General features: G+C 73.5%; 18 protein-coding genes. 15 read left to right on the top strand and 3 right to left on the bottom strand.

What is annotated here, in order from left to right; translation table 11 throughout:
- The first annotated feature begins 52 nt into the window (after window positions 1-52).
- Window positions 53-769: a helical backbone metal receptor gene (locus A3IG_RS0104110; protein WP_018382272.1), complete on the top strand. Its 717-nt coding sequence runs from the start codon at window positions 53-55 to the stop codon at window positions 767-769.
- Here A3IG_RS0104110 and A3IG_RS0104105 read toward each other — a convergent pair.
- The gene (locus A3IG_RS0104105; RefSeq protein WP_018382271.1) at window positions 700-1,473 is read right to left on the bottom strand and encodes a gamma-glutamyl-gamma-aminobutyrate hydrolase family protein; all 774 of its coding nucleotides are present in this window, start codon (window positions 1,471-1,473) and stop codon (window positions 700-702) included. The two genes, A3IG_RS0104110 and A3IG_RS0104105, sit on opposite strands and share 70 nt — an antisense overlap.
- 163 nt (window positions 1,474-1,636) lie before the next feature.
- On the opposite strand from A3IG_RS0104105, the gene A3IG_RS28545 reads away from it, so the two are divergent.
- Window positions 1,637-2,539, top strand: coding sequence for a DUF2510 domain-containing protein (locus A3IG_RS28545; protein ID WP_026219872.1), 903 nt, complete (start codon window positions 1,637-1,639; stop codon window positions 2,537-2,539).
- A 141-nt stretch (window positions 2,540-2,680) separates the two neighbouring features.
- Here A3IG_RS28545 and A3IG_RS0104095 read toward each other — a convergent pair whose 3' ends face one another.
- On the bottom strand, window positions 2,681-3,961 hold the full coding sequence (locus tag A3IG_RS0104095; RefSeq protein WP_018382269.1) for an amino acid deaminase/aldolase: 1,281 nt from the start codon (window positions 3,959-3,961) through the stop codon (window positions 2,681-2,683).
- Window positions 3,962-4,180: 219 nt separating this feature from the next.
- Here A3IG_RS0104095 and A3IG_RS35650 point away from each other — a divergent pair, with 219 nt between their 5' ends.
- The 3 genes from A3IG_RS35650 to A3IG_RS0104080 are packed head-to-tail and all read left to right on the top strand — an operon-like array spanning window position 4,181 to window position 7,275.
- Window positions 4,181-5,284 carry a hypothetical protein gene (locus A3IG_RS35650; protein WP_201787462.1) on the top strand — a complete coding sequence of 368 codons (1,104 nt, stop codon included), beginning with the start codon at window positions 4,181-4,183 and terminating at the stop codon, window positions 5,282-5,284.
- Window positions 5,284-6,480 (top strand): type VII secretion-associated serine protease mycosin, encoded by a 1,197-nt coding sequence (mycP, locus tag A3IG_RS0104085; RefSeq protein WP_018382267.1) that lies wholly within the window; start codon window positions 5,284-5,286, stop codon window positions 6,478-6,480. Before A3IG_RS35650 ends, mycP begins: the two co-directional genes overlap by 1 nt.
- 54 nt (window positions 6,481-6,534) lie before the next feature.
- Window positions 6,535-7,275 carry an SseB family protein gene (locus A3IG_RS0104080; protein ID WP_018382266.1) on the top strand — a complete coding sequence of 247 codons (741 nt, stop codon included), beginning with the start codon at window positions 6,535-6,537 and terminating at the stop codon, window positions 7,273-7,275.
- 129 nt (window positions 7,276-7,404) lie between these two features.
- Here A3IG_RS0104080 and A3IG_RS0104075 read toward each other — a convergent pair whose 3' ends face one another.
- Window positions 7,405-7,809, bottom strand: coding sequence for a DUF1844 domain-containing protein (locus tag A3IG_RS0104075; RefSeq protein WP_018382265.1), 405 nt, complete (start codon window positions 7,807-7,809; stop codon window positions 7,405-7,407).
- Window positions 7,810-8,473: 664 nt separating this feature from the next.
- On the opposite strand from A3IG_RS0104075, the gene A3IG_RS35645 reads away from it, so the two are divergent.
- The 10 genes from A3IG_RS35645 to A3IG_RS34735 all read left to right on the top strand — a co-directional run bounded on the left by A3IG_RS35645 (window position 8,474) and on the right by A3IG_RS34735 (window position 21,904).
- A complete protein-coding gene (locus A3IG_RS35645; protein WP_018382264.1) occupies window positions 8,474-11,269 on the top strand; it encodes a LuxR family transcriptional regulator in 2,796 nt (931 codons plus the stop codon).
- Window positions 11,270-11,455: 186 nt separating this feature from the next.
- Entirely contained in the window at window positions 11,456-13,132 is a 1,677-nt protein-coding gene (locus A3IG_RS0104065; protein WP_051087379.1) for an NAD(P)/FAD-dependent oxidoreductase, read from the top strand.
- Window positions 13,133-13,704: 572 nt separating this feature from the next.
- Complete coding sequence (infC, locus tag A3IG_RS0104060) at window positions 13,705-14,346, top strand: translation initiation factor IF-3 (protein ID WP_104530657.1); 642 nt, start codon at window positions 13,705-13,707, stop codon at window positions 14,344-14,346.
- Window positions 14,347-14,470: 124 nt separating this feature from the next.
- Window positions 14,471-14,665, top strand: coding sequence for a 50S ribosomal protein L35 (rpmI, locus tag A3IG_RS0104055; protein ID WP_018382261.1), 195 nt, complete (start codon window positions 14,471-14,473; stop codon window positions 14,663-14,665).
- A gap of 97 nt (window positions 14,666-14,762) precedes the next feature.
- Window positions 14,763-15,149: a 50S ribosomal protein L20 gene (gene rplT, locus A3IG_RS0104050; RefSeq protein ID WP_018382260.1), complete on the top strand. Its 387-nt coding sequence runs from the start codon at window positions 14,763-14,765 to the stop codon at window positions 15,147-15,149.
- A gap of 132 nt (window positions 15,150-15,281) precedes the next feature.
- A complete protein-coding gene (locus A3IG_RS0104045; RefSeq protein WP_018382259.1) occupies window positions 15,282-16,142 on the top strand; it encodes a TrmH family RNA methyltransferase in 861 nt (286 codons plus the stop codon).
- A 292-nt stretch (window positions 16,143-16,434) separates the two neighbouring features.
- Window positions 16,435-17,583: a sensor histidine kinase gene (locus tag A3IG_RS0104040; protein ID WP_051087381.1), complete on the top strand. Its 1,149-nt coding sequence runs from the start codon at window positions 16,435-16,437 to the stop codon at window positions 17,581-17,583.
- Between the two features lie 158 nt (window positions 17,584-17,741).
- Complete coding sequence (pheS, locus tag A3IG_RS0104035; RefSeq protein WP_018382257.1) at window positions 17,742-18,863, top strand: phenylalanine--tRNA ligase subunit alpha; 1,122 nt, start codon at window positions 17,742-17,744, stop codon at window positions 18,861-18,863.
- On the top strand, window positions 18,863-21,370 hold the full coding sequence (gene pheT / locus A3IG_RS0104030; protein ID WP_018382256.1) for a phenylalanine--tRNA ligase subunit beta: 2,508 nt from the start codon (window positions 18,863-18,865) through the stop codon (window positions 21,368-21,370). The genes pheS and pheT overlap by 1 nt, the downstream gene beginning before the upstream one ends.
- Before the next feature lie 138 nt (window positions 21,371-21,508).
- Complete coding sequence (locus A3IG_RS34735; RefSeq protein ID WP_201787463.1) at window positions 21,509-21,904, top strand: hypothetical protein; 396 nt, start codon at window positions 21,509-21,511, stop codon at window positions 21,902-21,904.
- The last annotated feature ends 25 nt before the right edge of the window (window positions 21,905-21,929 follow it).

Here is a 21,929-nt window from a genome sequence, read left to right as displayed (position 1 = left end):
GGTGGCCGGCCGTGGCGTTCCCGGCCGGCCACCCGCTGGATACGCTGCCTGGATGACCACCCGTGTCGTGTCCCTGGTGCCCTCGTTGACCGAGGCCGTGGCCGCCACCGCCCCCGACCTGCTGGTGGGTGCCACCGACTGGTGCAGCCACCCCCAGGGGCTCGACGTGGCCAGGGTCGGCGGGACCAAGAACCCCGACCTGGCCGGAGTCACGGCCCTTCGCCCGGACCTGGTGCTGGCCAACGAGGAGGAGAACCGCCCGGCCGACGTCGCCGCGCTGCGCGCCGCGGGCCTCGAGGTGTGGGTGACCGTCATCCGCTCGCTGCCGGAGGCGCTGCGTGAGCTGGACCGGATGCTGACCGTCGGCTGTGGACTGCCCCGCCCGCGCTGGCTCGACGACGCCGAGGCGGCCTGGGACGCGGTGCGCGCACCGGCCGTCCGCCGCCGCGTGGTGGTGCCCGTCTGGCGCCGGCCCTGGATGGTGCTCGGCCGGGACACGTTCGCCGGGGACGTGCTGGCCAGGCTCGGGGTGGACAACGTCTACGCCGGCCACGCCGAGCGCTACCCACGGGTGCCGCTGGACGAGCTGCGGGCTGCCGGCGCCGACCTGGTGGCGTTGCCCGACGAGCCGTACCGGTTCACCGCGGACGACGGGCCCGAGGCGTTCCCCGGGATGCGGGTGGCCCTGCTGAGCGGCCGTCACCTGACCTGGTACGGACCGTCGCTCGTGGAGGCGCCCGGGGTGCTCGCGGCAGCCCTCGGCGGCTGAGCCGTCCCGCCGGCGACGCCCACCAGGGCCGAGAAGAGCCGCGGGTCGTCCCCCATCTCCGGGTGCCACTGGACCCCGAGCGTGAACCGGGCCCCGTCGAGCTCGACGGCCTCCACCGTGCCGTCGGCGGCGCGGGCACACACCGTCAGGCCCTCGCCCACCCGGTCAACGGCCTGGTGGTGATGGGTCGGCACCGCGCTCCGCCCGGGCATCAGCCGGTCCAGCCGGGTTCCGGGCAGCACGTCCACCGGATGGGAGCCGAAGGCGCCGGGGACCCCACCGTGGTCCTCGTTGCCCACGACGTCGGGCAGGTGCTGGAAGAGGGTGCCGCCGAGGGCGACGTTGAGCACCTGCATCCCCCGGCAGACCCCGAGCAGCGGGAGGTCCAGGTCCAGGGCCGCGTCGATCAGCGCGAGTTCCCAGGCGTCCCGACGGGGCGCGAGCGGCCCCGACGTCGGGGTGGACGCGGCCCCGTACCGGTCGGGTGCGACGTCGGGACCGCCGCAGACCACCAGGCCGTCGAGCCGCCGCACGGTCTCGCCGGCCCGTGCGGGGTCGTCCGGTGGGAGGAGTGCGGCCACGCCCCCGGCCCGCTGGGTGTGTTCCGCGTACCCGGCGGGGAGCAGCGCGGTGGGCAGCGTCCACCCGCGCCACCGGGTGTGCTCCTCCCAGTAGCTGGTGAGGCCGATCAGCGGTCTGGTCAAGGAAGTTCCTCCCGTCGGATCGCCCTGACGCCTCCGCGGGGGCGCCCGCCCCCCCGGTCCGTCCGCCGACGGGCGTGCGGTGCCGTGGGCCCGCGCGGATGGCCGAAAAACGTCAGTCGGCTCGGATCGAAGTGCCGCCGTCAACTGGCGTACCTTTACCCCCGTGACTGCGACACGTTCCGGTTGGTATCCGGACCCCCATCAGGCAGGTGGCTCAGGCGACCTGGAGCGCTGGTGGGACGGCACCTCGTGGACCGAGTACACCCGCACCAAGTACACCCCGCCGGCAGAGCCGACAGCGCCCTTCGGCGCGCCCGGTCCCGCCGCGACGCCGCCCCGGGGCCGTCGCGGCGGCAGGGTGGCCGCGGCGGTGGCGGCCGGCGCCCTGCTGGTCGGTGGTGCGGTGGTCGGGGGCGTCGTCCTGCTCGGCGGTGACGACGACGGCGGGTCACCGCCGAACCAGGCCGAGCCCTCCGCTTCGGTCCCGGCGGACCCGCCCGGGCAGGACGGGAACAAGCAGCGGGAGCCGGACGGCCAGCCCCCGCAGGAACGGGAGCCCACGGACCAACCGGGCCGCTCCGACGTCGCCGTGGACTCCGCACTCGGCATCAGCCTGCCCGTTCCCGAGGGCTTCCGGAACCAGAGCACGGCGGACCGCGCCTATGTCTCCACCGACCCCTACCAGTGCGCCACCAGCGACTCCGGGGTGTGCGTGAGCGCCGGCGCCTACACCCTCGCTGGGAAGGGGACGATCCCCAGGGCCGCCGCCGAGCGGGACATCGCGGCCAACGCGGCGGACGCCTACGGGGAGATCAAGGGGCACCGGCAGGTCAGGGCGGAGCGGGTCACCGTCGCCGGGAAGGAGGGGTACCTGGTGCGCTGGACGGTGGACGCGGCCAAGGGCCCGGACGGCGTGGTGCAGACCGTCGCCTTCCCCTCGCCCGTCAGCGGCACCATGACCATCGTCCGTCTCGGGTTCGACGACACCGACCGTGCTCCCGAACTGTCCGTCATGGACACCATCGTCGAGGGCATCCGAGCCGCCGGCCCCAAGAACGGCGTCTGACGACGGGCGGACCGACCCGGTGCTGCCCGCCCGCGCGGGGCCGGTCCGCGCCGGGGCGTCCCCGAGCCGCAGAAACGTTCCGAGCTCCGGGCAGAACGTCCGTGGAACGTCCGGTGGGCGCGGGCGCAGTCGCGCGGGGGACTAGAGGAACGTCCTGCCCTCGCCCCGGTAGGTCGGCGCGCTGCCCACCACACGGTCGCCCTCGACCAGGTGCAGCGCGTCGAACCGTTCGCACAGCTCACCGGCCTTGGCGTGCCGGAACCACACCCGGTCGCCCACGGCCAGCGTGTCCGCCGCGGCACCGAGCAGCGGCGTCTGCACCTCGCCCGCGCCCTCCTGGACGTCGTACCGCAGCCCGGCCGGCCACCAGGGCAGGGGCAGCCGGTCCCGGCCCGCCGCACCGGAGGCCGGGTAGCCACCGCCGAGCACCGTCACCACCCCGGGAGCGGGGCGGCGCACCACCGGGAGCGCGAACAGGGCCGCCGGACGGCCCCGGAACGCGGTGTAGTTGTCGAACAGGTGCGGGTGGTAGAGCCCGGAACCCGCCGTCACCTCCGTCACCGCCGCCTCGGCGGCGGTGTACTGCACGCTGCCGGTCCCGCCCCCGTTCACCAGCGGGAGTTCGGTGATGTCGCGGAGCCGCCGCACCACCTCGGCCCTGCGGACGGCCAGTTCCCGCCTGGCCCGCGCCTGCATCAGCCGCACCGCCGCGGAGTACGCCCTGCGGCCCGGAACCCGGTCGCCCACCCCGGCCACATGGCCCTCGTAGGCCATCAGGCCGACCAGGGCGAAGCCAGGTCTGCGCACCACCTCACGGCCGAGGGCCAGCACGTCTGCCGCGCCGTGCAGCGGTGAGCGCCGGGCACCGACCCGCACCCGCCCTCCGAACATCCACAACGAGGCGTCCAGTTCCAGACACACCCGGATCGGCTCGCCCCCTCCGGAGCGGCTGGCGTCGATCAGGTCCAGTTGCGCCGGGTCGTCCACCAGCACGGTGACCGCTCGGGCCAACCCGGCGTCCCGGGCGAGTTCGGCGTAACCGGCCCGGTCGGTCGACGGATAGGCGAGCAGCACGTCGTCGAAGCCGTCCCTGGCCAGCCAGAGCGACTCGGCGAGGGTGAAGCTCATGATCCCGGCGAAGCCGTCCATGGCCAGGGCCCGCCGGAGCAGGGTGCGGCAGCGGACCGACTTGCTGGCCACCCGGACGGGCTTGCCCGCGGCCCGCCGCACCAGGTCCCGGGCGTTGGCGTCGAAGGCCTCCAGGTCCACCACGGCCAGCGGCGCGGGCAGGTGGCTGGTGGCCAGGTTGTAGCGCCGGGCGTCCGCCGCGTGCGCCCGGCGGTCCCGGGTGCTCCCGCCCCGGAGCCCGGTCCCGTGGGTCCGGTCCTGGTCCGGGGCGCCGGCAGCGGTGGGAGGCGGCATACCGCAGCATCCTGCCAGAGGGACGCGGCCCCCGGTAGGACGCGGGACCACCCCCGGCGCCCCGGGGTTCGAAAACGGGGCGGGGGCGGCGCCGGAGCGGGCGAGCCAATAGAGTGACGCGGAACCGTGGACCGGCGGCGCGACGGACCGTCCGGAGCTGACCCGTCCCGGTCCGGCGTGGTGCCCCGGACGGACCGGGAGCGCGGGGGAGGGATGCCGGTGAGCACCGGAGTGGAGAACGGTGAGGCCGGGGCCGGCTCCGCGCGCCGGTTCGCGCCTCGGCGGAGCCCGTCACCCCCCGACGCCACCCCCGCGCCTCCGGCAGGGCCCACCGGCCCGGCGGACCTCTGGCCCGCGGCACCCCCGACGCCACCCGCGCCCGGGCCGTCCGCCGGCCGGGCAGCGCCCAGGGACCGGCACCGGCTGCCGATCGGGGTCTGCCTGGTCATCGGTGCGGGGCTGCTGTGCGGCGCGGTCGTCGGCGGCATCCTCGCCGACTCCGCGGCCTCCCGGGAGACCGCCGAGGAACGGTCCACCAGGATCTTCGAGGTGACCCGCGGGCTGTGGCACGACGTCCCCGTGGACACGCTGTTCCCGCCCACCCTCAACGGACCCGACGCGGGGCCCGGCGGCGCCGACCGCACCTGGAGGCGGCTGGGGGTGGCACCGGACAGCGGCTGCGCCGACGCCATGGCGTTCGACGAGCCGCTGCGGCGGGCCCTGGCACCGGTCGGCTGCGTCCGCCTGCTGCGCGCCACCTACACCGACGCCACGTCCAGCTCCGTGACCACCGTGGGACTCCTGGTGACCGAGGCGGACCAGCGCGGCATGCGGGCCTTCGCCGACCACTGGCGGGTCGCGGGACTGGGTTCCCGCACCGATCTGCTGCCCCGTCCGCTGGCCGTTGACGGCACCGTCGCGGAGGACTTCGGGAACGCCCAGCGAGCGAGCTGGGTGGTGCGGGTGCGGACCGACGTGCCCTACGTGGGGTTCGCGGTGAGCGGGTTCGCGGACGGCCGCGCCGTTCCCCGGCCCGAGCCGGCGGCGCGGGCGGTGCGGGAGCGGAACACCTCGGCCGTGGCGGAGGCCGGTCTCGGCCACGAGGCCAGGGGGATCGAGACGTCGATCGCCAGGAGGCTCACCGCGGCCGCCGAGGCGGCGCGCCGGGAACACGACCAAGACCCGGGCAGCGACCGCCGGGGCCTGGCCCTGCGGGACCGGACGTCCCCGGGGAGCCCGGCCGCGCCCCACCGGGCGACGCCGGACCAGGGCGCTGCGGAGCCGGAGGTCGAGGACCGCCGTCGCCAGGGCCGGGAGGGCTGATGCGGGCGGGTCGGCGGGCGCTGCTCGGCGCACTGGTCGGGTTCCTGCTCGGGCCGGTGCTGGTGGCTGGTGCGACGACGCCGGCGTCGGCCGAGACCATCGAGGAGGGCCAGTGGGGGCTGGACGCCATCCACGCCCGGGACGTGTGGCCGACCACCAGGGGCGAGGGCACGGTGGTGGCGGTGGTGGACACCGGGGTGGACCAGACCCATCCGGACCTGCGTGGACGGGTGCTGCCCGGTAAGGACCTGGTGGGGTTCGGCGCCCGTCGCGGGGACAGTGCCTGGGCCAGCCACGGCACCGCGATGGCGGGGATCATCGCGGGACGCGGGCACGGGCCCGGTGACGCCGAGGGCGTCACCGGGGTCGCCCCGCGCACCCGCATCCTGCCGATCCGGGTGATCCTCGACCAGGACGACCCGCAGCGCAGACGCGCCCGCACCACCCGGGCCTCGGCCCTGCCCGAGGGGATCAGGTGGGCCGTGGACCACGGCGCTGACGTGATCAACCTCTCGCTCGGGGACGACAGCAAGTCCTCCCACCCGGAGCCGGCGGAGGACGAGGCCGTCCAGTACGCGCTCGGCAAGGGCGTGGTCGTGGTGGCCTCCGCCGGCAACGGCGCCAAGGACGGTGACCGCGCGTCCTACCCGGCGGCCTACCCCGGGGTGATCTCCGTGACCGCCGTGGACCGGTACGGGGTTCCGGGGGACTTCTCCACCCGTCGCTGGTACTCCTCGGTCAACGCCCCCGGTGTGGACGTGGCCATGGCGGACCCGGACCGCCGGTACTACGTGGGGTGGGGCACCAGCGCCGCCGCCGCGCACGTCTCCGGCGTCGTCGCCCTCATCCGGTCCGTCCACCCCGAGCTGAGCCCGGCCCAGATCAAGCGGCTGTTGGAGACCACGGCGCGGAACTCCCCCGAGGGCGGTCGGAGCGACGCCCTCGGCGCCGGCCTCGTGGACGCGTCGGCGGCGCTGGCCGCTGCGGAGGAGCTGGAACCGGAGCCGAGCCTGCCCCGGGTCTCCCCGTACCCCGGGCGCCACTTCGGCCCGGGGCCCCAGGCGGCCGACCTCCGACCCCCGCAGGGCGGTGACCTGCCCGGTGCCACGGTGGCGGCCTGCGCGGTCACCGGAGCGGCCCTGCTGCTCGTGGCCGGCGGCCTGCACCTGCACGGACGCCGTGGCGCCGGCCGGTAGCCGGCCGCGGGGACACCCCACGGGGGCCGGTGGGACGACCGGTAGGCTCGCGGCGTGTCGTTGAAGAACGTTCCCGACCCGGGCTTCGCCGGGGACCAGGGCGGGGCCGATCCCGGCCTGGCCCGGGCCCTGGAGCAGTACGCGCGCACCCCGGACGACGGGTCGGCCCGCGCCGTGCTCGAGGCCCTGTCCGGCGCCCGGCTCCTGGTCCCCGTGGTCGCGGTGCTCGGAGAGGTGGAGACCGGACCGGACGGGCTGCGCCGGGAGAAGACCAGCGACATGGCGGTACCCACCCTGACCACCCCGGACGGCAGCCGGGCCCTGCCGGCGTTCACCTCGCTGGAGTCCCTGGCCCGCTGGCGTCCCGACGCCCGGCCGGTCGCGGTGCGCACCCGCCAGGCGGTGGAGGCCGCCTACCACGAGGGGGCCGACACCCTGGTGATCGACCTGGCCGGCCCGGCGACCTTCCAGTTGAGCGGGGCGCCGATGCGCGCCCTCGCCCAGGGCCGGGAGTACCTGGAACCGACCCGCGACCCCGAGGTGGCCGAGGCGGTGCGGACGGTGCTGGCCGCCCAGCCCGCCGTGGTCGGCGCGCACCTGGTGCCCGGCGGCGGGGGGGACGGCACGCTGGGCCTGGTCTTCGCGCCGGGCGTCGAGGTGGCCCGCGCCGCCCGGGAGGTGGCCGGGGCCCTGGCCGGGAACGAGGTGCTGCGCGCCCGGCTGGTGCACGGGCTGGAACTCGCCGTGCTCCCCCCGGGAACCCCGCTCCCGGCCCGAGCGCTGTTCTCCCGCTGAGCCGCTGAGCCGCTGAGCCGCTGAGCCGCTGACCGAGAGGGCAGGGGGACCGGGGGACTGGGGTCCGGCACGACGGCCTCCGACCGGACCGAGGTGCGGGCCGGCGGAGGAGTCCTCGTCGTGGGGGGATCAGCCGTACACCGGACCGGTGAACTTCTCGCCCGGTCCCTGTCCCGGCGGGTCCGGCACCAGCGAGGCCTCCCGGAAGGCGAGCTGGAGTGCCTTCAGTCCGTCCCGCAGGGGCGCCGCGTGGTAACTGCCGATCTCCGGGGCCCCCGCGGTGACCAGGCCGGCGAGCGACGTGATCAGCTTGCGGGCCTCGTCCAGGTCCTTGTGCTGCGCTCCCTCGGACTCGGCGAGCCCGAGGTTGACGGCCGCCGCGCTCATCAGGTGCACCGCGACCGTGGTGATCACCTCCACCGCGGGCACGTCGGCGATGTCGCGGGTCATCGCGTCGTAGTCGGCGGTCGGCTGCCCGGAGCCGTCGGCTGGCTGGGGACCGCCGTCCGGCGGCTGTGGGGTCGCGTCGCTCATGGCTCTCTCACCTGTCAGGGGGTCGTCGTGTTCCTCGGGGCGGGCCACACCGGGCCGTCGGGGCACGGACGGCCGGCAGGCGGCGCGGACCGGTCTCGCCGGGCAGAGGGGGCGGGCGGAGCGATCCGTCCCCGGTCCTCGACGCCCAGGGTAGTGCGGACCCCCGCAGGGTCCCCCGCCGGGGCGTGTCCCGCTGCGCCCCCGCGTCGGCACCGCCTCCGGTGGCCGCCCCACCACCGGGAACAGCGGCGCGGACCGGTCCCCGAGGCCCGAACCCCTAGGACGCCGCCCCGTCCCCCCTGCCCACCCCTATGTCGAGCCGGAAAGTACTTGCCGTCAAGCTCGACTGGAAGCGGCCGAAACTACGCTGTTCCCTGCCGTCCCCGCCCGTGGGCTGGAAGACCACCTTTTGCCGGATTGCCATGGGGACAAGGGGCCCTGAGGTTCTGCTGGTGACTTCTCCACACACTCGAGCCGCGCGCCCGGTCAACCGGATCGAGCCGGGGCCACTGGGAACGCTCGACTGGTGGCTATCGATGACCGTGACTGTCTTCGCAGGCGTACCGGAGGATGCCGGAGTATCCATGCGATGGGCACGTCGGACATGTGCCCCTCCGGAACCCCCTGGCGCGCGTCGAGGGCGTACGCAGGAGAAAGAGGGGCAATGCGGATAGTCGAACGGGAAGAGGAAATCGCCACACTCGACGACCTGCTCGCGACGGCCAGCCGGGGCAGCGGAGGCTGCGTCATGATCCGGGGGGAGGCCGGCAGCGGGAAGACCGAGCTGCTCTGTGCCCTTGGCGAGCGGGCCGCCGAGGCGGGTTTCCTGGTGGTCACCGCCACTACCTCCCGTGCGGAGCGGCAGGTGGCCGGCAGCGCCATCGCCCAGCTCCTACGGCATCCGAGCCTGCCGTGGCGGCCGGGCTGCCAGGTGTCCGCCCTGTTGGACCGGCTGAACTCGTGGGACCAGCCAGAGTCCGAGTCGACCCCCGGCGGTCCGTCGAACATGCGGGCGGACACTGCCGCCTTCCTCCACCAGCTGAGTGCCAAGATGGTGGAGACCGCGGCCTCCCAGCCACTGCTGATCTGCCTCGACGGTGTCCAGTACGCCGATCCGCTGTCCATGCACTGGCTGTTCCTGATGCTGCGCTGGCTGCGCACCACCCGCGTCGCGTTGGTGTTGACCGAGTGTCAGACGATGTCGCCGGGGCTGCCCGAGCTCCACGCCGAGTTGCTGCGGCAGCCCAACTACCGGTGCGTCGACCTCGGCAGGCTCTCCCGGGACGGGGTGCGGGAGATGCTCGCCGAGCGCTTCGACCCGGCTCGCGCCGAGGCGCTGGCGACGGAGTACCACACGCACAGCGGGGGTGTGCCACTGCTGGTGCGGGCCCTGATCGACGACGGATTCAGCGGTGCCGACGGGACCGGGGCCGTGATCGGGCGGTCCTTCCGCAACGTCGTGCTGAGCTGGGTGGAAAGGGGCGGCCCCGTCCCGGTGCGGCTGACCCAGGTCCTCGCGGTCCTCGACGGCGAGGAAGGCAGCCCCGGCCTGGTGCGGCGACTGCTGTCCGAGGACGATCCCGGACTGGTCGACCGGTGGGTGGGCGCGCTGCGTTCGGTGGGCGTGCTCGACGGGTACCGGATTCGGCACGCCGAGCTGCGCGCCGACATCCTGCGGGCCCTCACCCCACAGGAGCTCTCCGACCTCCACATGAGCATCGCGGAGCTGCGGTACCAGGACGGTGCCACCGCGGTGGTCGTCTCCCGACACCTCCTGGCCGCGGAACAGGCCCCAGGACCGTGGGCGCTCCCGGTGCTGCGCCGGGCGGCCGAGTGGCTGCTGGCAGCCAACCGGCACGCCGACGCCTACGCCTGCCTCGACATGGCGTTGCGGGTCAGCGACGAGGACGCCCGCCCCGAACTGCTCGCGATGCTGGCCGACGTGGCCTGGCTGCAGAACCCGTTGCTGGCCGCCCGCCACCTGCCGGAGCTCTCCACCGCGCTGCGGGAGAACCGGTTGCCGGACGAACGCGCGCTGCCCCTGACCAAGTTCCTGATGTGGCACGGCTACTGTGACGAGGCCATCGACGTGCTGTGCCGGATCACCCGCAGGAACTGGGCGACGAACACCGCGGTCGCGGCCGAGGCCCGACTGATCACGGAGCTGTTCGTCGTGATGCACCCACGGCCCTCCCGGGGAGTGCCGTACAGCAGGACGAGGCCGCAGCGGGAGGTGGACGGCGGCCCGCGTTTCCGGTGTATCTCGGCGTGGTCGCGGGTGCTGAGCGAAGGCCCCGACGACGCGCTGGGCGACGAGGTCGTGTCCGCGATGCGCAACCTGCAGCTCGAGGAGAACAGCCACTCGTCGATCTACGCGGCGGTGCTCACCCTGCAGTTCGTCGACCGCCCCGAGGAGGCCCTCACCTGGTGCGAGCGGTGGCTCAACGAGGCCCGGGTGCGTTCCGTGCCCACCTGGGAGGCGAAGTTCCTCGCCCTGCGGGGGCGCCTGGCGCTGCGGTTGGGGGACCCCCGTGCGGCCCGGGCGTACGTGGAGGCGTGCTTCGCCCGGATTCCCGCGGAGGGCTGGGGCGTCGCCGTGGGGGAACCCATCAGTTGCATCGTGCAGGCCGCCACGCACACCGGTGACTACGCCGCCGCGAGCAGCTACCTGGACATGCCGGTACCCGACATGATGTTCCGGACCTGGCACGGGCTGGGCTACCTGTACGCCAGGGGGCGCCACCACCTGGCGGCAGGGCGCCCGGACGCGGCGCTGGGTGACCTGATGTGGTGCGGGGCGCTGATGCGGGAGTGGGGCATCGACCAGCCGGCGGTCATCCCGTGGCGGACGGAGGCGTCCCGGGCCCACCTGCTGCTCGGCGACCGGGAGCGGGCCGCCGAGCTCGCGCGGGAGCAGCTCGCCATGCTCCCGTCCGACCGTCCCCACCCCCGGGGGCTGGCCCTGCACGCCCTGGCCGCGGCGAGCGATCCGCGGGACAGCGCGGACCTGATGGCCGAGGCGATCGAGGTCTTCCGGGCCCGTGGGGACCGGCTGCGCCTGGTGCAGGCCCTCGGCGACCTGGGCCGGCTGCACTACCTGGCGGGGAACCCCGACCGGGCGCGTCCGGTGGTGCGGCTGGCCGCCCGCCTGGCCGAGGAGTGCGGCGCGGGTGCGACGCTGGGTGACCTTCCGATCGACCCGGCGCCGCTCGAGGACGGCTGCCAGCGGAGCCGCCACATGGCGCAGCACCCGTGCCCCGCGGCCGCCCCCCTGAGCGGTGCGGAGCGCAGGGTGGCGGCCCTCGCCGCGCGGGGTCTCACCAACCGGGAGATCTCCGAACAGTTGTGCATCACCATCAGCACCGTCGAGCAGCACCTCACCCGGATCTACCGGAAACTGGCGATCAAGAGCCGGGAGAACATCCCGGGGGAGATCCTGCTGGAGTCGGTGGGGGAGTGACCTGTGCCTGCCGGGGGTGGTCGCCCTCCCCCGGCAGGGGAGCTCGTGTGGGGTGTCCACCGCGTTCGGTAGGGGTGGCCCCGTGCATTCGCCGCGGACAGAAATAAGGGTGTACGCCTTCTGGATCACGACGTAGGTTCGAAATGACCCATCGTGATCAGCAGGAGTGTCCCGCGAATTTCCGGGATGCTCGGCGAGGAGCGAACGATGAAGCACCGGGAGAATAGCTACGACGTCATCGTGCTCGGCACGGGTCTTGCCGGCTCCATCATGGGAGCGATATTGGCAAGAGCTGGAAAGAAAGTCCTTCTCATCGATTCGAGCAGCCACCCGAGGTTCGCCATCGGTGAGTCGACGGTCGGCTACACTCTCGTGCACCTCAGAATGTTGGCGCATCGGTACGGCGTGCCCGAGATCGGCAACATGGGTAGCCTCGGGGAGACCACGAAATTCATTGGGAACTCCTCGGGCCTGAAACGACACTTCGGATTCATGATTCACCGGGACGGGCAGTACCCCGACCCGTACGAGTGCAACCAGTTCCGGCTTCCCAAGGTATTGCACCAGGCCGTGCACTACTACCGGCAGGACACCGACGCGTACCTCTTCTCGGTGGCTATCAAGTACGGTTGTCACGCCAAGCAGAACTACCGGGTTGTCGATATCGACCTCGGGGAGGACGAGGTCGTCGTCCACGGTGAGGACGGCACCTCGTACCAGGCCCGCTTCCTCGTTGACGGCAGTGGTTACCGGTCACCGGTGGCCCAGAAGCTCGAGCTGCGTGAGGAGCCCACCCCGCTGAAGCACCACGCGCGGTCCATCTTCACCCACATGATCGGCGTGGAGCCGCTCGACCGGCACATCAACGCCTCGCGGAGGGACACCCCGCCGCTGCCCTGGCACACCGGAACGATGCACCACATGTTCGAGCGGGGCTGGTTCTGGATCATTCCTTTCAACAACCACAAGAGGTCGGCGAGCAACCTGTGCAGCGTCGGGGTGCAGCTCGACCCCCGGCGTTATCCCAAGCAGGAGGACATGACGGCCGAGGAGGAGTTCTGGGCGCACGTCAAGCGGTTCCCCCTGGTGCACCAACAGCTCTTCCGCGCCCGTTCGGTTCGCGAGTTCGTGCGGACGGACCGGCTCCAGTACTCCTCGAAGCAGTCCGTCGGCCACCGGTGGGCCATGTTGAGCCACGCGGCCGGTTTCGTGGACCCGCTGTTCTCCCGCGGCATGTCCAATACCGCGGAAATCATCAACTCGCTCGCCTGGCGGCTGCTGGAGGCGCTCGACGAGGACGACTTCTCCGTCGATCGTTTCAAGTACGTCGACGTCCTCGAGCAGAACCTCATCGACTACAACGACAAGTTGGTCAACAGCGCGTTCATCACGTGGCCGAACTACGACCTGTGGCAGACCGTGTACCGCATCTGGAGCTTCGGGTCGCTGCCCGGGGCGTTCCGGATCATCCACAGTGACCTCAAGGCCCGGCGCTCCGGCGACGACGGCTACTACCGGCGGCTGGAAGAGGCCCCCTATCCAGGGCTCTGGTGGCCGGACAACGACGGATTCAAACAGACCTTCGATGACATGGTGCGCTCCATCGAGGCCGTGGAGTCCGGCGAGATGTCCGTGGACGCCGCCACCAGACGGCTGTACGGGCACCTCCAGGACGCGGACTGGATCCCGCCGTCCCTGGGCGTGGCGGATCCGGCCACCCGGTTCATCAACCCGAACCCGCAGCGGCTGATCAGGATGGTGGGCTGGTCGGCCCGCAAGGCGCCGCCGTTCATGCGCGAGTACATGGTGGGCACGTCGAAGGAGACGGTGCGGCACTTCGTGACCGGCAGGAAGATCTTCTAGTCGCTTCGCTGATCGGGAGCGTCGGCCCGTCCGCACCGGACCGCGGGGCGGCGGCCCCGCGGTCCCGGGAGCGGAGGCCGGCCCCAGGGGGCGGGCGAGGGACGACCGGGGAAAGGGTCTTCGTCGCCCGTTAAGGGCCGGTCCCGTGGAGCCGGGAGGCGTGTGCCTCCCGGCTCCGCGCGCCCCGCGCGGCGGCCGACGGCGGCCCGAACCCGAAGGGCCGTGCCGGACGGAGGATCGCGACGGGCTGGTGTAAACTGAAGACGACCGGCCGGGTGTGCGTGTGTTCACAGGTACGTCCGGCCCGCAAGTGGAGGCTCCGCACTCCCACCTGGTCGGCCGCGAGGCCGGCGGGTCCGGTCCGGCGGCGAGTGCATGCGTACTTGTCGTCCTTGTGCCCCGCGACGCGTTCGCGGTGGTGCTCCGGTGAGGGCCGCGGTGGTGAACCGCGGTTCGGGATGAGGAGCCCACCACGACCGTTCCGGGGCTTCTTGCGTGGCCGAGGTGCGGTGTGCAGGGCCGCTCCCCCCATCGGGGGCGGGAGCGGAAGACAAGACGTCATTCTCACGCGGCTGTCCGCCAGGCGGTCGCGTCGGTGCAACCGAGGAGGCCCCATCAGCGCCGAGCCCCGCATCAACGACCGGATTCGCGTCCCCGAAGTGCGACTCGTCGGTCCCAGCGGCGAACAGGTCGGTATCGTGCCCCTCGCCAAAGCGCTCGAGCTGGCCCAGGAGTATGACCTGGACCTGGTCGAGGTCGCGGCGAACGCCAGGCCGCCGGTCTGCAAGCTCATGGACTACGGCAAGTTCAAGTACGAGTCGGCCATGAAGGCCCGTGAGGCGCGCAAGAACCAGGCGCACACGGTCATCAAGGAGATGAAGCTCCGGCCGAAGATCGACCCGCACGACTACGACACCAAGAAGGGGCACGTCGTCCGGTTCCTCAAGCAGGGCGACAAGGTCAAGATCACGATCATGTTCCGCGGTCGTGAGCAGTCCCGTCCCGAACTGGGCTACCGGCTGCTCCAGCGGCTCGCCGAGGACGTCCGGGAGCTGGGCTTCGTGGAGTCGAACCCGAAGCAGGACGGCCGGAACATGATCATGGTTCTTGGTCCGCACAAGAAGAAGACCGAGGCGATGGCCGAGGCCCGGGAGGCGGCAGCCGCACGCAAGCGCCAGGGCGCCGTCGGTGCCGAGGCCCCCTCCGAGGAGTAGTCCGGGACGTCCTCCCGGGCGCCCCCGGGCCTCGCTGAGGAACCGCCAACCGAAAGACCCGACGCTTCCGCATGCCTGTGACCGGGCGCGGCGGGAGTGCCAGCGACGAGGAGAGTACGGCGAGATGCCGAAGAACAAGACGCACAGTGGCGCCAGCAAGCGCTTCCGCCTGAGCGGCTCGGGCAAGGTGATGCGCCAGCGCGCCGGCCGCCGTCACCTGCTCGAGCGCAAGCCGTCCACGCTGACGCGCCGCCTCGCCGGCACGGTGGAGACGGCACCCGCCGACGCCAAGAAGGTCAAGAAGCTCCTCGGCAAGTGATGCGGGGCCCCCGTGACCCGGGGGCCGGCATCCGGACCAGGACCCATTCCCCACGGACCGCGCGAGTTCCTCGCGGTCCTCGTCAAGGAGTACATCAGTGGCACGCGTCAAGCGGGCGGTCAACGCCCACAAGAAGCGCCGGGCGATCCTCGAGCAGGCCAGCGGTTACCGGGGCCAGCGTTCCCGTCTGTACCGCAAGGCCAAGGAGCAGGTCACCCACTCCCTCGTCTACAACTACAACGACCGCAAGAAGCGCAAGGGCGACTTCCGGCAGTTGTGGATCCAGCGGATCAACGCCGCCGCGCGTGCGAACGGGATCACGTACAACCGGTTCATCCAGGGGCTCAAGGCCGCCAACATCGAGATCGACCGCAAGATCCTGGCCGAGCTTGCGGTCAACGACCCCAACGCCTTCACCTCCCTGGTCGAGGTGGCCCAGAAGGCCCTGCCGAGCGACCTGAACGCCCCGAAGTCAGTCGCCTAGCATCCCCCGCGCGGAGCGGCACCGACGGGTCGGGCGTGACCCGTGCGGTGCGACCCGCAGGCCACCTGGGCCTGCGGGTCCGCTGTTCTCCGGGCACCCCGCGACCGTCCGAACCGTCCCAGAAACGAGCCCATGGCGAGTCCCGTGCTGACCTCCCCACGTTCCCCGCGGGTGGTGGCGGCGCGCCGCCTGGCCCGGCGCAACGCCCGGGGCCGGGAGCGCCGCTTCATCGCCGAGGGCCCCCAGGCCGTACGGGAGGCGGCCGGGCACGTCGGGGACGGGGCCGGGCCCACCCTGGTGGAGCTCTTCGTCACCGAGGACGCCGCGGACCGGCACGCCGACATCGTCGCCGAGGGGCGGGCCGTCGGCGCCGTCGTGCACCTGGCCACCGACGAGGTGCTGGCGGCGGTCAGCCAGACCGTCACCCCGCAGGGCATCGTCGGGGTGTGTCGCTTCGTGGACACCCCGCTGCCGCGGATCGTCGCCGCCCGACCACGCCTGGTCGCCGTGCTGGCCCACGTCCGCGACCCGGGGAACGCCGGCACCGTGCTGCGCTGCGCCGACGCCGCGGGTGCCGACGCCGTGGTGCTCACCGACGCCTCGGTGGACCTGTACAACCCCAAGTCGGTGCGTGCCTCGGCGGGCAGCCTGTTCCACCTCCCGGTCGCCGTGTCGGTGCCGGTCGCCGAGGCCGTGCACCAGTTGCGCCAGGACGGGGTCCGGGTGCTGGCCGCTGACGGCTCCGCCCAGCGCGACCTGGACACCGAACTCGACGAGGGACTGCTGGGCCGGCCCACCGCGTGGATCTTCGGGAACGAGGCGTGGGGACTGCCGGAGGAGACCCGCGCACTCGCCGACGAGGTGGTGCGCGTCCCCATCCACGGCCGTGCCGAGAGCCTGAACCTCGCCACCGCCGCCGCCGTGTGCCTGTACGCGTCCGCACGCGCCCAGCGCGCCCCCCGAGGGTGCCGCGGCGTGATGTCTTCCAGGTAAGGTGACGGTCCCGGGATTCCCGGAAGGGGGTAGACACGTGTTGGCATCGGACGACGGCGGAGCCGGGGCCCGGCGCGGAGTCCGAGCCCCGCTCCACCCGGCCGGGTCCCGGCTGTCCGAGCCGCAGGTGTCCCAGTCCCGGGCGTCAACGCCCCGTCTGCCCCAGGCCCCCCGGCTCACCGAGGCCGCCGGCCCGCCCCCGGTCTCCGGATCCCCCGCGGTCACCCCGCGGGCCACGGTGACCCCGGTGCGGCCCCGCGCCCCCTACGGACAGGACCGTGCCCCCGCGCCCCTGGGGGACCCCGGTGCGCAGCCGTTCCCCGCGGCCGGTGAGGCCGGCCCGTTCGACGACGGCGCCGCTCTGCCCGGCATCACCGTGGACGACCTGCCGGACGGGTTGGTGGTGGCTGACCAGGACGGCCGGATCGTCGTCTTCAACACCGCCGCCGCCCGGATCACCGGCCTTGACCGTCAGCGGGTCCTCGGCCGACCGCTCGCCGAGGCGCTGCCCCTGGAGGACCTCGAGGGCCGCCGCTGGTGGACGTTGACCGACCCCTACGGGGGTCTGTACACCCGGGTCGGCCAGCCGGAGCGCAACCTGCTGCTCCCCGGGGGGCACGAGATACTCGTCTCCGCCCGCTACGTCCGGGCGTTCCCCACCGGCCCGGTACTCCGCGTGGTCATCGGTTTGCGGGGCACCGAGGCCCGGCGCCGCACCGAGCGCAGCCACGCCGAGCTGATCGCCACCGTCGCGCACGAGCTGCGCTCCCCGTTGACCAGCGTCAAGGGCTTCACCGCGACCCTGCTCGCCAAGTGGGAGCGGTTCACCGACGACCAGAAGCGGCTGATGCTGGAGACGGTGGACGCGGACGCCAACCGGGTGACCCGGCTCATCGCCGAGCTGCTGGACATCTCCCGGATCGACGCCGGGCGCCTGGAGGTGCGCCGCCAGAAGGTGGACATCGCCGCGGCGGTGCGCCGCCACGTGGAGAGCCACGTCGCCACCGGTCAGCGCGTCGAGCGCTTCGTGGTGCGGGTGAACCCCCACCTGCCCGACCTGTGGGCGGACGCGGACAAGATCGACCAGATCCTCGGCAACCTGCTGGAAAACGCCGTGCGCCACGGCGAGGGACGCGTCACCATCGACGTGGACCCGGTGAGGGCCCAGGGACCTTCGGCGCCAGGGAAGCCGGGGGCCGTCATGGAAGGGACCGCTGTCACCGTGAGCGACGAGGGCCCCGGCATCCCCGAGGAGTCGATGAACCGGGTGTTCACCCGGTTCTGGCGCGGCAGCAAGCGCGGAGGCACCGGCCTGGGCCTGTACATCGTCAAGGGACTCATCGAGGCGCACGGCGGTGACATCGCCGTCGGCCGGGCGCCCGGCGGCGGCGCCCAGTTCCGATTTACCCTGCCTGTCGGGACTCCGGCCGCCCTGGTCTGAGCCCCGGCGGGCTCCCTCGTCCACCCCGTCCACCGGGGACCTGGGCGGAGCAGCACTAGACTCGATCCCTGCGTCGGCGTGGGCCGATCAGCGCAGCGTGCCGGGACCGAGACTCTCCGTCCGTGCCCGAGCACAGCCAACCAGGAGCAACGGAAGAGATGTCCGCACCTAACAAGTCCTACGACCCGGTCGAGGTCGAGGCACTGAAACCAGAAGCGGTCGCCCGCTCGCGCGACCAAGCGCTCGCGGCCATCGCCGCCGCCACCGACCTGGAGGCGCTGCGCGAGGTGAAGGTCGCGCACGCCGGGGACCGCTCCCCGCTGGCCCTGGCCAACCGGGAGATCGGCGCGCTGCCCCCCCAGGCCAAGGCCGAGGCCGGCAGGCGGGNCGGCAGCGCCCGCGCCGAGGTCGGCCGGGCGCTCGCCGCCCGCCAGGCCGAGCTGGAGGCCGAGCGTGACGCCCGGGTGCTGGTCGAGGAGGCGGTGGACGTCACCCTCGCCTACGACCGAGCCCCGGCCGGCGCCCGCCATCCGCTGACCACGATGTCCGAGCGGATCGTGGACGTCTTCGTGGCCATGGGCTACGAGGTCGCCGAGGGGCCCGAGGTCGAGACCGAGTGGTTCAACTTCGACGCCCTGAACATCGCCCCCGACCACCCGGCGCGCTCCGAGCACGACACGTTCTTCGTCCGGGGCCCGGGCGGGGAGGGCGAGTCCGGGCTCGTGCTGCGCACCCACACCTCGCCGGTCCAGGCGCGTTCCCTGCTCAACCGGGAGCTGCCGGTCTACGTGATCTGCCCGGGCCGGGTGTACCGGACCGACGAGCTCGACGCCACCCACACCCCGGTCTTCGGCCAGGTCGAACTGCTGGCCGTGGACGAGGGGCTCACCATGGCCGACCTGAGGGGCACCCTCGACCACATGGTCACGGCGCTGTTCGGGGAGGGCCTGGCCACCCGGCTACGGCCGTCCTACTTCCCCTTCACCGAGCCCTCGGCCGAGATGGACATGGTCTGCTTCGCCTGCCGCGGCGCCTCGGTGGGCAACCCGGACCGCCCGTGCCGCACCTGCAGCAGCGAGGGCTGGATCGAGCTGGGTGGCTGCGGCATGGTCAACCCCCGGGTGCTGACCGCCTGCGGCGTGGACCCGGGCCGGTACAGCGGCTTCGCCTTCGGGTTCGGGATCGAGCGGATGTTGATGTTCCGCCACAACGTCGAGGACATGCGAGACATGGTCGAGGGTGACGTGCGCTTCACCCTGCCGTTCGGGATGGAGATCTGATGCGGATCCCGCTTTCGTGGCTGCGGGAGTACGTCGAGCTCCCCGCCGGGGAGACCGGCCGCGGCGTCGCCGCCCGGCTCATCGACGCCGGGCTCGAGGTCGAGACGGTGCTGACCCTCGGCGCCGACCTCAAGGGCCCCCTGGTGGTGGGCCAGGTCCTGCACATCGAGGAACTGACCGGGTTCAAGAAGCCCATCCGGTACTGCCAGGTGGACGTCGGCGACGCCAACGGCACCGGTGACCCGCAGAACATCATCTGCGGCGCCACCAACTTCGCCGAGGGCGACAAGGTGGCGGTGATCCTGCCCGGCGGCGTACTGCCCGGAGGGTTCCAGATCACCGCGCGCAAGACCTACGGCAAGGTCTCCGAGGGCATGATCTGCTCCGCCCGGGAACTGGGCATGGGGGACGACCACGACGGCATCCTCATCCTGCCCGGCCAGTGCGAGGTGGGCGCCGACGCCGTCGAACTGCTCGAGCTGGCCGACGAGGTGCTGGACATCGCGGTCACCCCGGACCGCGGCTACGCCCTGTGCCTGCGCGGGGTGGCCCGGGAGGCGGCCGTCGCCTACGGGGTGCCGCTGCGCGACCCGGCCCTGCTCGACGTCCCCGGTCCGACCCCCGGCGGCTACCCGGTCCGGGTGGAGGACCCCATGGCCTGCGACCGGTTCACCGCCAGGACCGTCGTCGGCATCGACCACGAGGCGCAGTCCCCGATCTGGATGCAGCGCAGGCTGCAGAAGGCCGGGATGCGCCCGATCTCGCTGGTCGTGGACATCACCAACTACGTGATGCTGGAGCTCGGCCAGCCGCTCCACGCGTACGACCGCACCAGGCTGACCGGGCCGATCGTGGTGCGCCGGGCCCGTCCGGGGGAGAAGCTCACCACCCTGGACGGCGCGGAGCGGACGCTGGACCCGGAGGACCTGCTGATCACCGACGACTCCGGGCCGATCGGCCTGGCCGGCGTCATGGGCGGGGAGTCCACCGAGATCGCCGTCGGGGACACGGGGCCGACCGGCCCGCTGGGCACCACCTCCGTGGTGATCGAGGCGGCGCACTTCGACCCGGTGGCCGTCAGCCGGTCCGCCCGCCGCCACCGCCTGCTCACCGAGGCGTCCCGCAGGTTCGAGCGCGGAGTGGACCCGCTGGCGAGCCGGGCAGCCGCCCAGCGCGCGGCGGACCTGCTGGTCCTGCTCGGCGGCGGCACCGCGGAACCCGGCGTCACCGAGGTCGTCACCCCCTCGGCCCCCCGGACCATCACCATGCCGGCCGACCACCCCGACCGGGTGGCGGGCACCGAGTACGGCCGCGAGACCGTCGCCCGACGCCTCCAGGACGTCGGCTGCGACGTGTACGGCACGGACAAGCTGGTGGTCACCGTCCCGAGCTGGCGGCCGGACCTCACCGACCCCAACGACCTGGCCGAGGAGGTCATCCGGCTCGAGGGCTACCAGAAGCTGCCCTCCACCCTGCCCAAGCCCCCGGCGGGCCGCGGTCTCACCGAGGCCCAGCGGCTGCACCGCCGGGTGGGCCGGGTGCTCGCCGGCTCCGGCTACGTGGAGGCGCCCACGTACCCGTTCCTCGGACCCGCCGCGCTGGACGGTCTGGGGCTGGACGCCGACGACCCCCGCCGGTCCACGGTGCGGCTGGTCAACCCGATCTCCGAGGAGGAGCCGGGGCTGCGCACCACCCTGCTGCCGGGCCTGCTCGCCGCGCTCCGCCGCAACGAGGGTCGCGGGATGCGCGACCTCGCCCTGTTCGAGACGGGCCTGGTCTTCCTCCCCCGCCCGGACGCCCCGGCGGCACCCCCCCTCCCGGTGGACCGACGGCCCACCGCGGAGGAGCTGGCGAAGTTGGACGCGTCCCTGCCCGAGCAGCCCCGGCACGTCGCCGTGGTCCTCGCCGGGGCCCGGGAGCGGGCCGGCTGGTGGGGTCCCGGCCACCCGGCGGGCTGGGCGGACGCCGTGCGGGCCGCGGTCACCGTGGCCGAGGCCGCGGGCGCACCGTTGGTCGTGCGGCAGGGCAGGTACCAGCCCTGGCACCCCGGCCGCTGCGCCGAGCTGGTGGTGGACGGTCGGGTGATCGGCCACGCCGGGGAGCTGCACCCCAGGGCGATCAAGGCGCTGCACCTGCCGGAGCGGACCTGCGCCATGGAGCTGGACCTGGACGCCCTGGCGGCGGCCGGCTCCGGGCCCGTCCAGGCCCCCAGGCTCTCCACCTACCCGGTGGCCACCCAGGACGTGGCACTGGTGGTGGACGCCGACGTTCCGGCCGCCGAGGTGGAGGCGGCGCTGCGGGAGGGCGCGGGCGAGCTGTTGGAGTCGCTGCGGCTGTTCGACGTGTTCACCGGCGAGCAGCTCGGCGAGGGTCGCAAGTCGCTGGCGTACGCGCTGCGGTTCCGGGCCCAGGACCGGACGCTCACCGTGGAGGAGGCCACCCGCGCCCGTGACGCCGCGGTGCGCGCGGCCCAGCAGCGGACGGCGGCGGTCCTGCGCGGCGCCTGACCACCAGCGCCCGCCCGTCGAGGGCGGCCCCGGGTCCCGGCCCCCGGGTCCCCGGCACCGGGATGCGGGCCGGCCACGTGACACGTGGCCGGCCCGACCGCGGTGGCAGGGGCAGGGAGGCGGTCGTACGGTGGGGGCATGGCCGGTAAGGAAGATCCGCGGCTGGTGCCGCGTGGGGCCTATGTCTGCGCCGTCTGCCACCAACCCCTGCGGGACGTGGTGGTCAAGCGCCGCAAGGTGCTCGGCACGGTGGTCCCCGTCTGGGGGCCCGGCCCGTGCGAGAACCCCGAGTGCCCCCGGCACGGGCTGCCCCCCCGGGCCTACCTGGAGGACGAGGAGCCGCAGGGCACCCCGGACGGCCACGGCCCGGACCACGTGGGGCAGCGGCCGGACCGCCGGCCGTCCCAGGACCGGTCAGACCCCGAACATCCGCACGTCCACCGGTCGCGTTCCGGCGAGCCGGACCGCGGGCCCGGGGCACCGCCCCCCGGGGAAGGCGACGCGGGGGACCGGCGCCGCCCCCCGCAGCCGTAGGCCCGGCCGCTCCGCCCGGCCCGGG

The sequence above is a fragment of the Wenjunlia vitaminophila DSM 41686 genome, from assembly GCF_000380165.1.
GTDB classification, from domain to species: domain Bacteria; phylum Actinomycetota; class Actinomycetes; order Streptomycetales; family Streptomycetaceae; genus Wenjunlia; species Wenjunlia vitaminophila.
This window is presented reverse-complemented; position numbering and strand designations above follow the sequence as displayed.

What these genes read in the sequence shown, in the direction of transcription:
- A3IG_RS34735 (WP_201787463.1), top strand. Translation starts at nt 21,509, where the DNA reads ATGGCCGGTAAGGAAGATCCGCGGCTGGTGCCGCGTGGGGCCTATGTC.
- A3IG_RS0104110 (WP_018382272.1), top strand. Translation starts at nt 53, where the DNA reads ATGACCACCCGTGTCGTGTCCCTGGTGCCCTCGTTGACCGAGGCCGTG.
- A3IG_RS0104075 (WP_018382265.1), bottom strand. Translation starts at nt 7,809, where the DNA reads ATGAGCGACGCGACCCCACAGCCGCCGGACGGCGGTCCCCAGCCAGCC.
- rpmI (WP_018382261.1), top strand. Translation starts at nt 14,471, where the DNA reads ATGCCGAAGAACAAGACGCACAGTGGCGCCAGCAAGCGCTTCCGCCTG.
- A3IG_RS0104045 (WP_018382259.1), top strand. Translation starts at nt 15,282, where the DNA reads ATGGCGAGTCCCGTGCTGACCTCCCCACGTTCCCCGCGGGTGGTGGCG.
- pheT (WP_018382256.1), top strand. Translation starts at nt 18,863, where the DNA reads ATGCGGATCCCGCTTTCGTGGCTGCGGGAGTACGTCGAGCTCCCCGCC.
- mycP (WP_018382267.1), top strand. Translation starts at nt 5,284, where the DNA reads ATGCGGGCGGGTCGGCGGGCGCTGCTCGGCGCACTGGTCGGGTTCCTG.
- A3IG_RS0104095 (WP_018382269.1), bottom strand. Translation starts at nt 3,961, where the DNA reads ATGCCGCCTCCCACCGCTGCCGGCGCCCCGGACCAGGACCGGACCCAC.
- A3IG_RS35645 (WP_018382264.1), top strand. Translation starts at nt 8,474, where the DNA reads ATGCGGATAGTCGAACGGGAAGAGGAAATCGCCACACTCGACGACCTG.
- A3IG_RS0104065 (WP_051087379.1), top strand. Translation starts at nt 11,456, where the DNA reads ATGCTCGGCGAGGAGCGAACGATGAAGCACCGGGAGAATAGCTACGAC.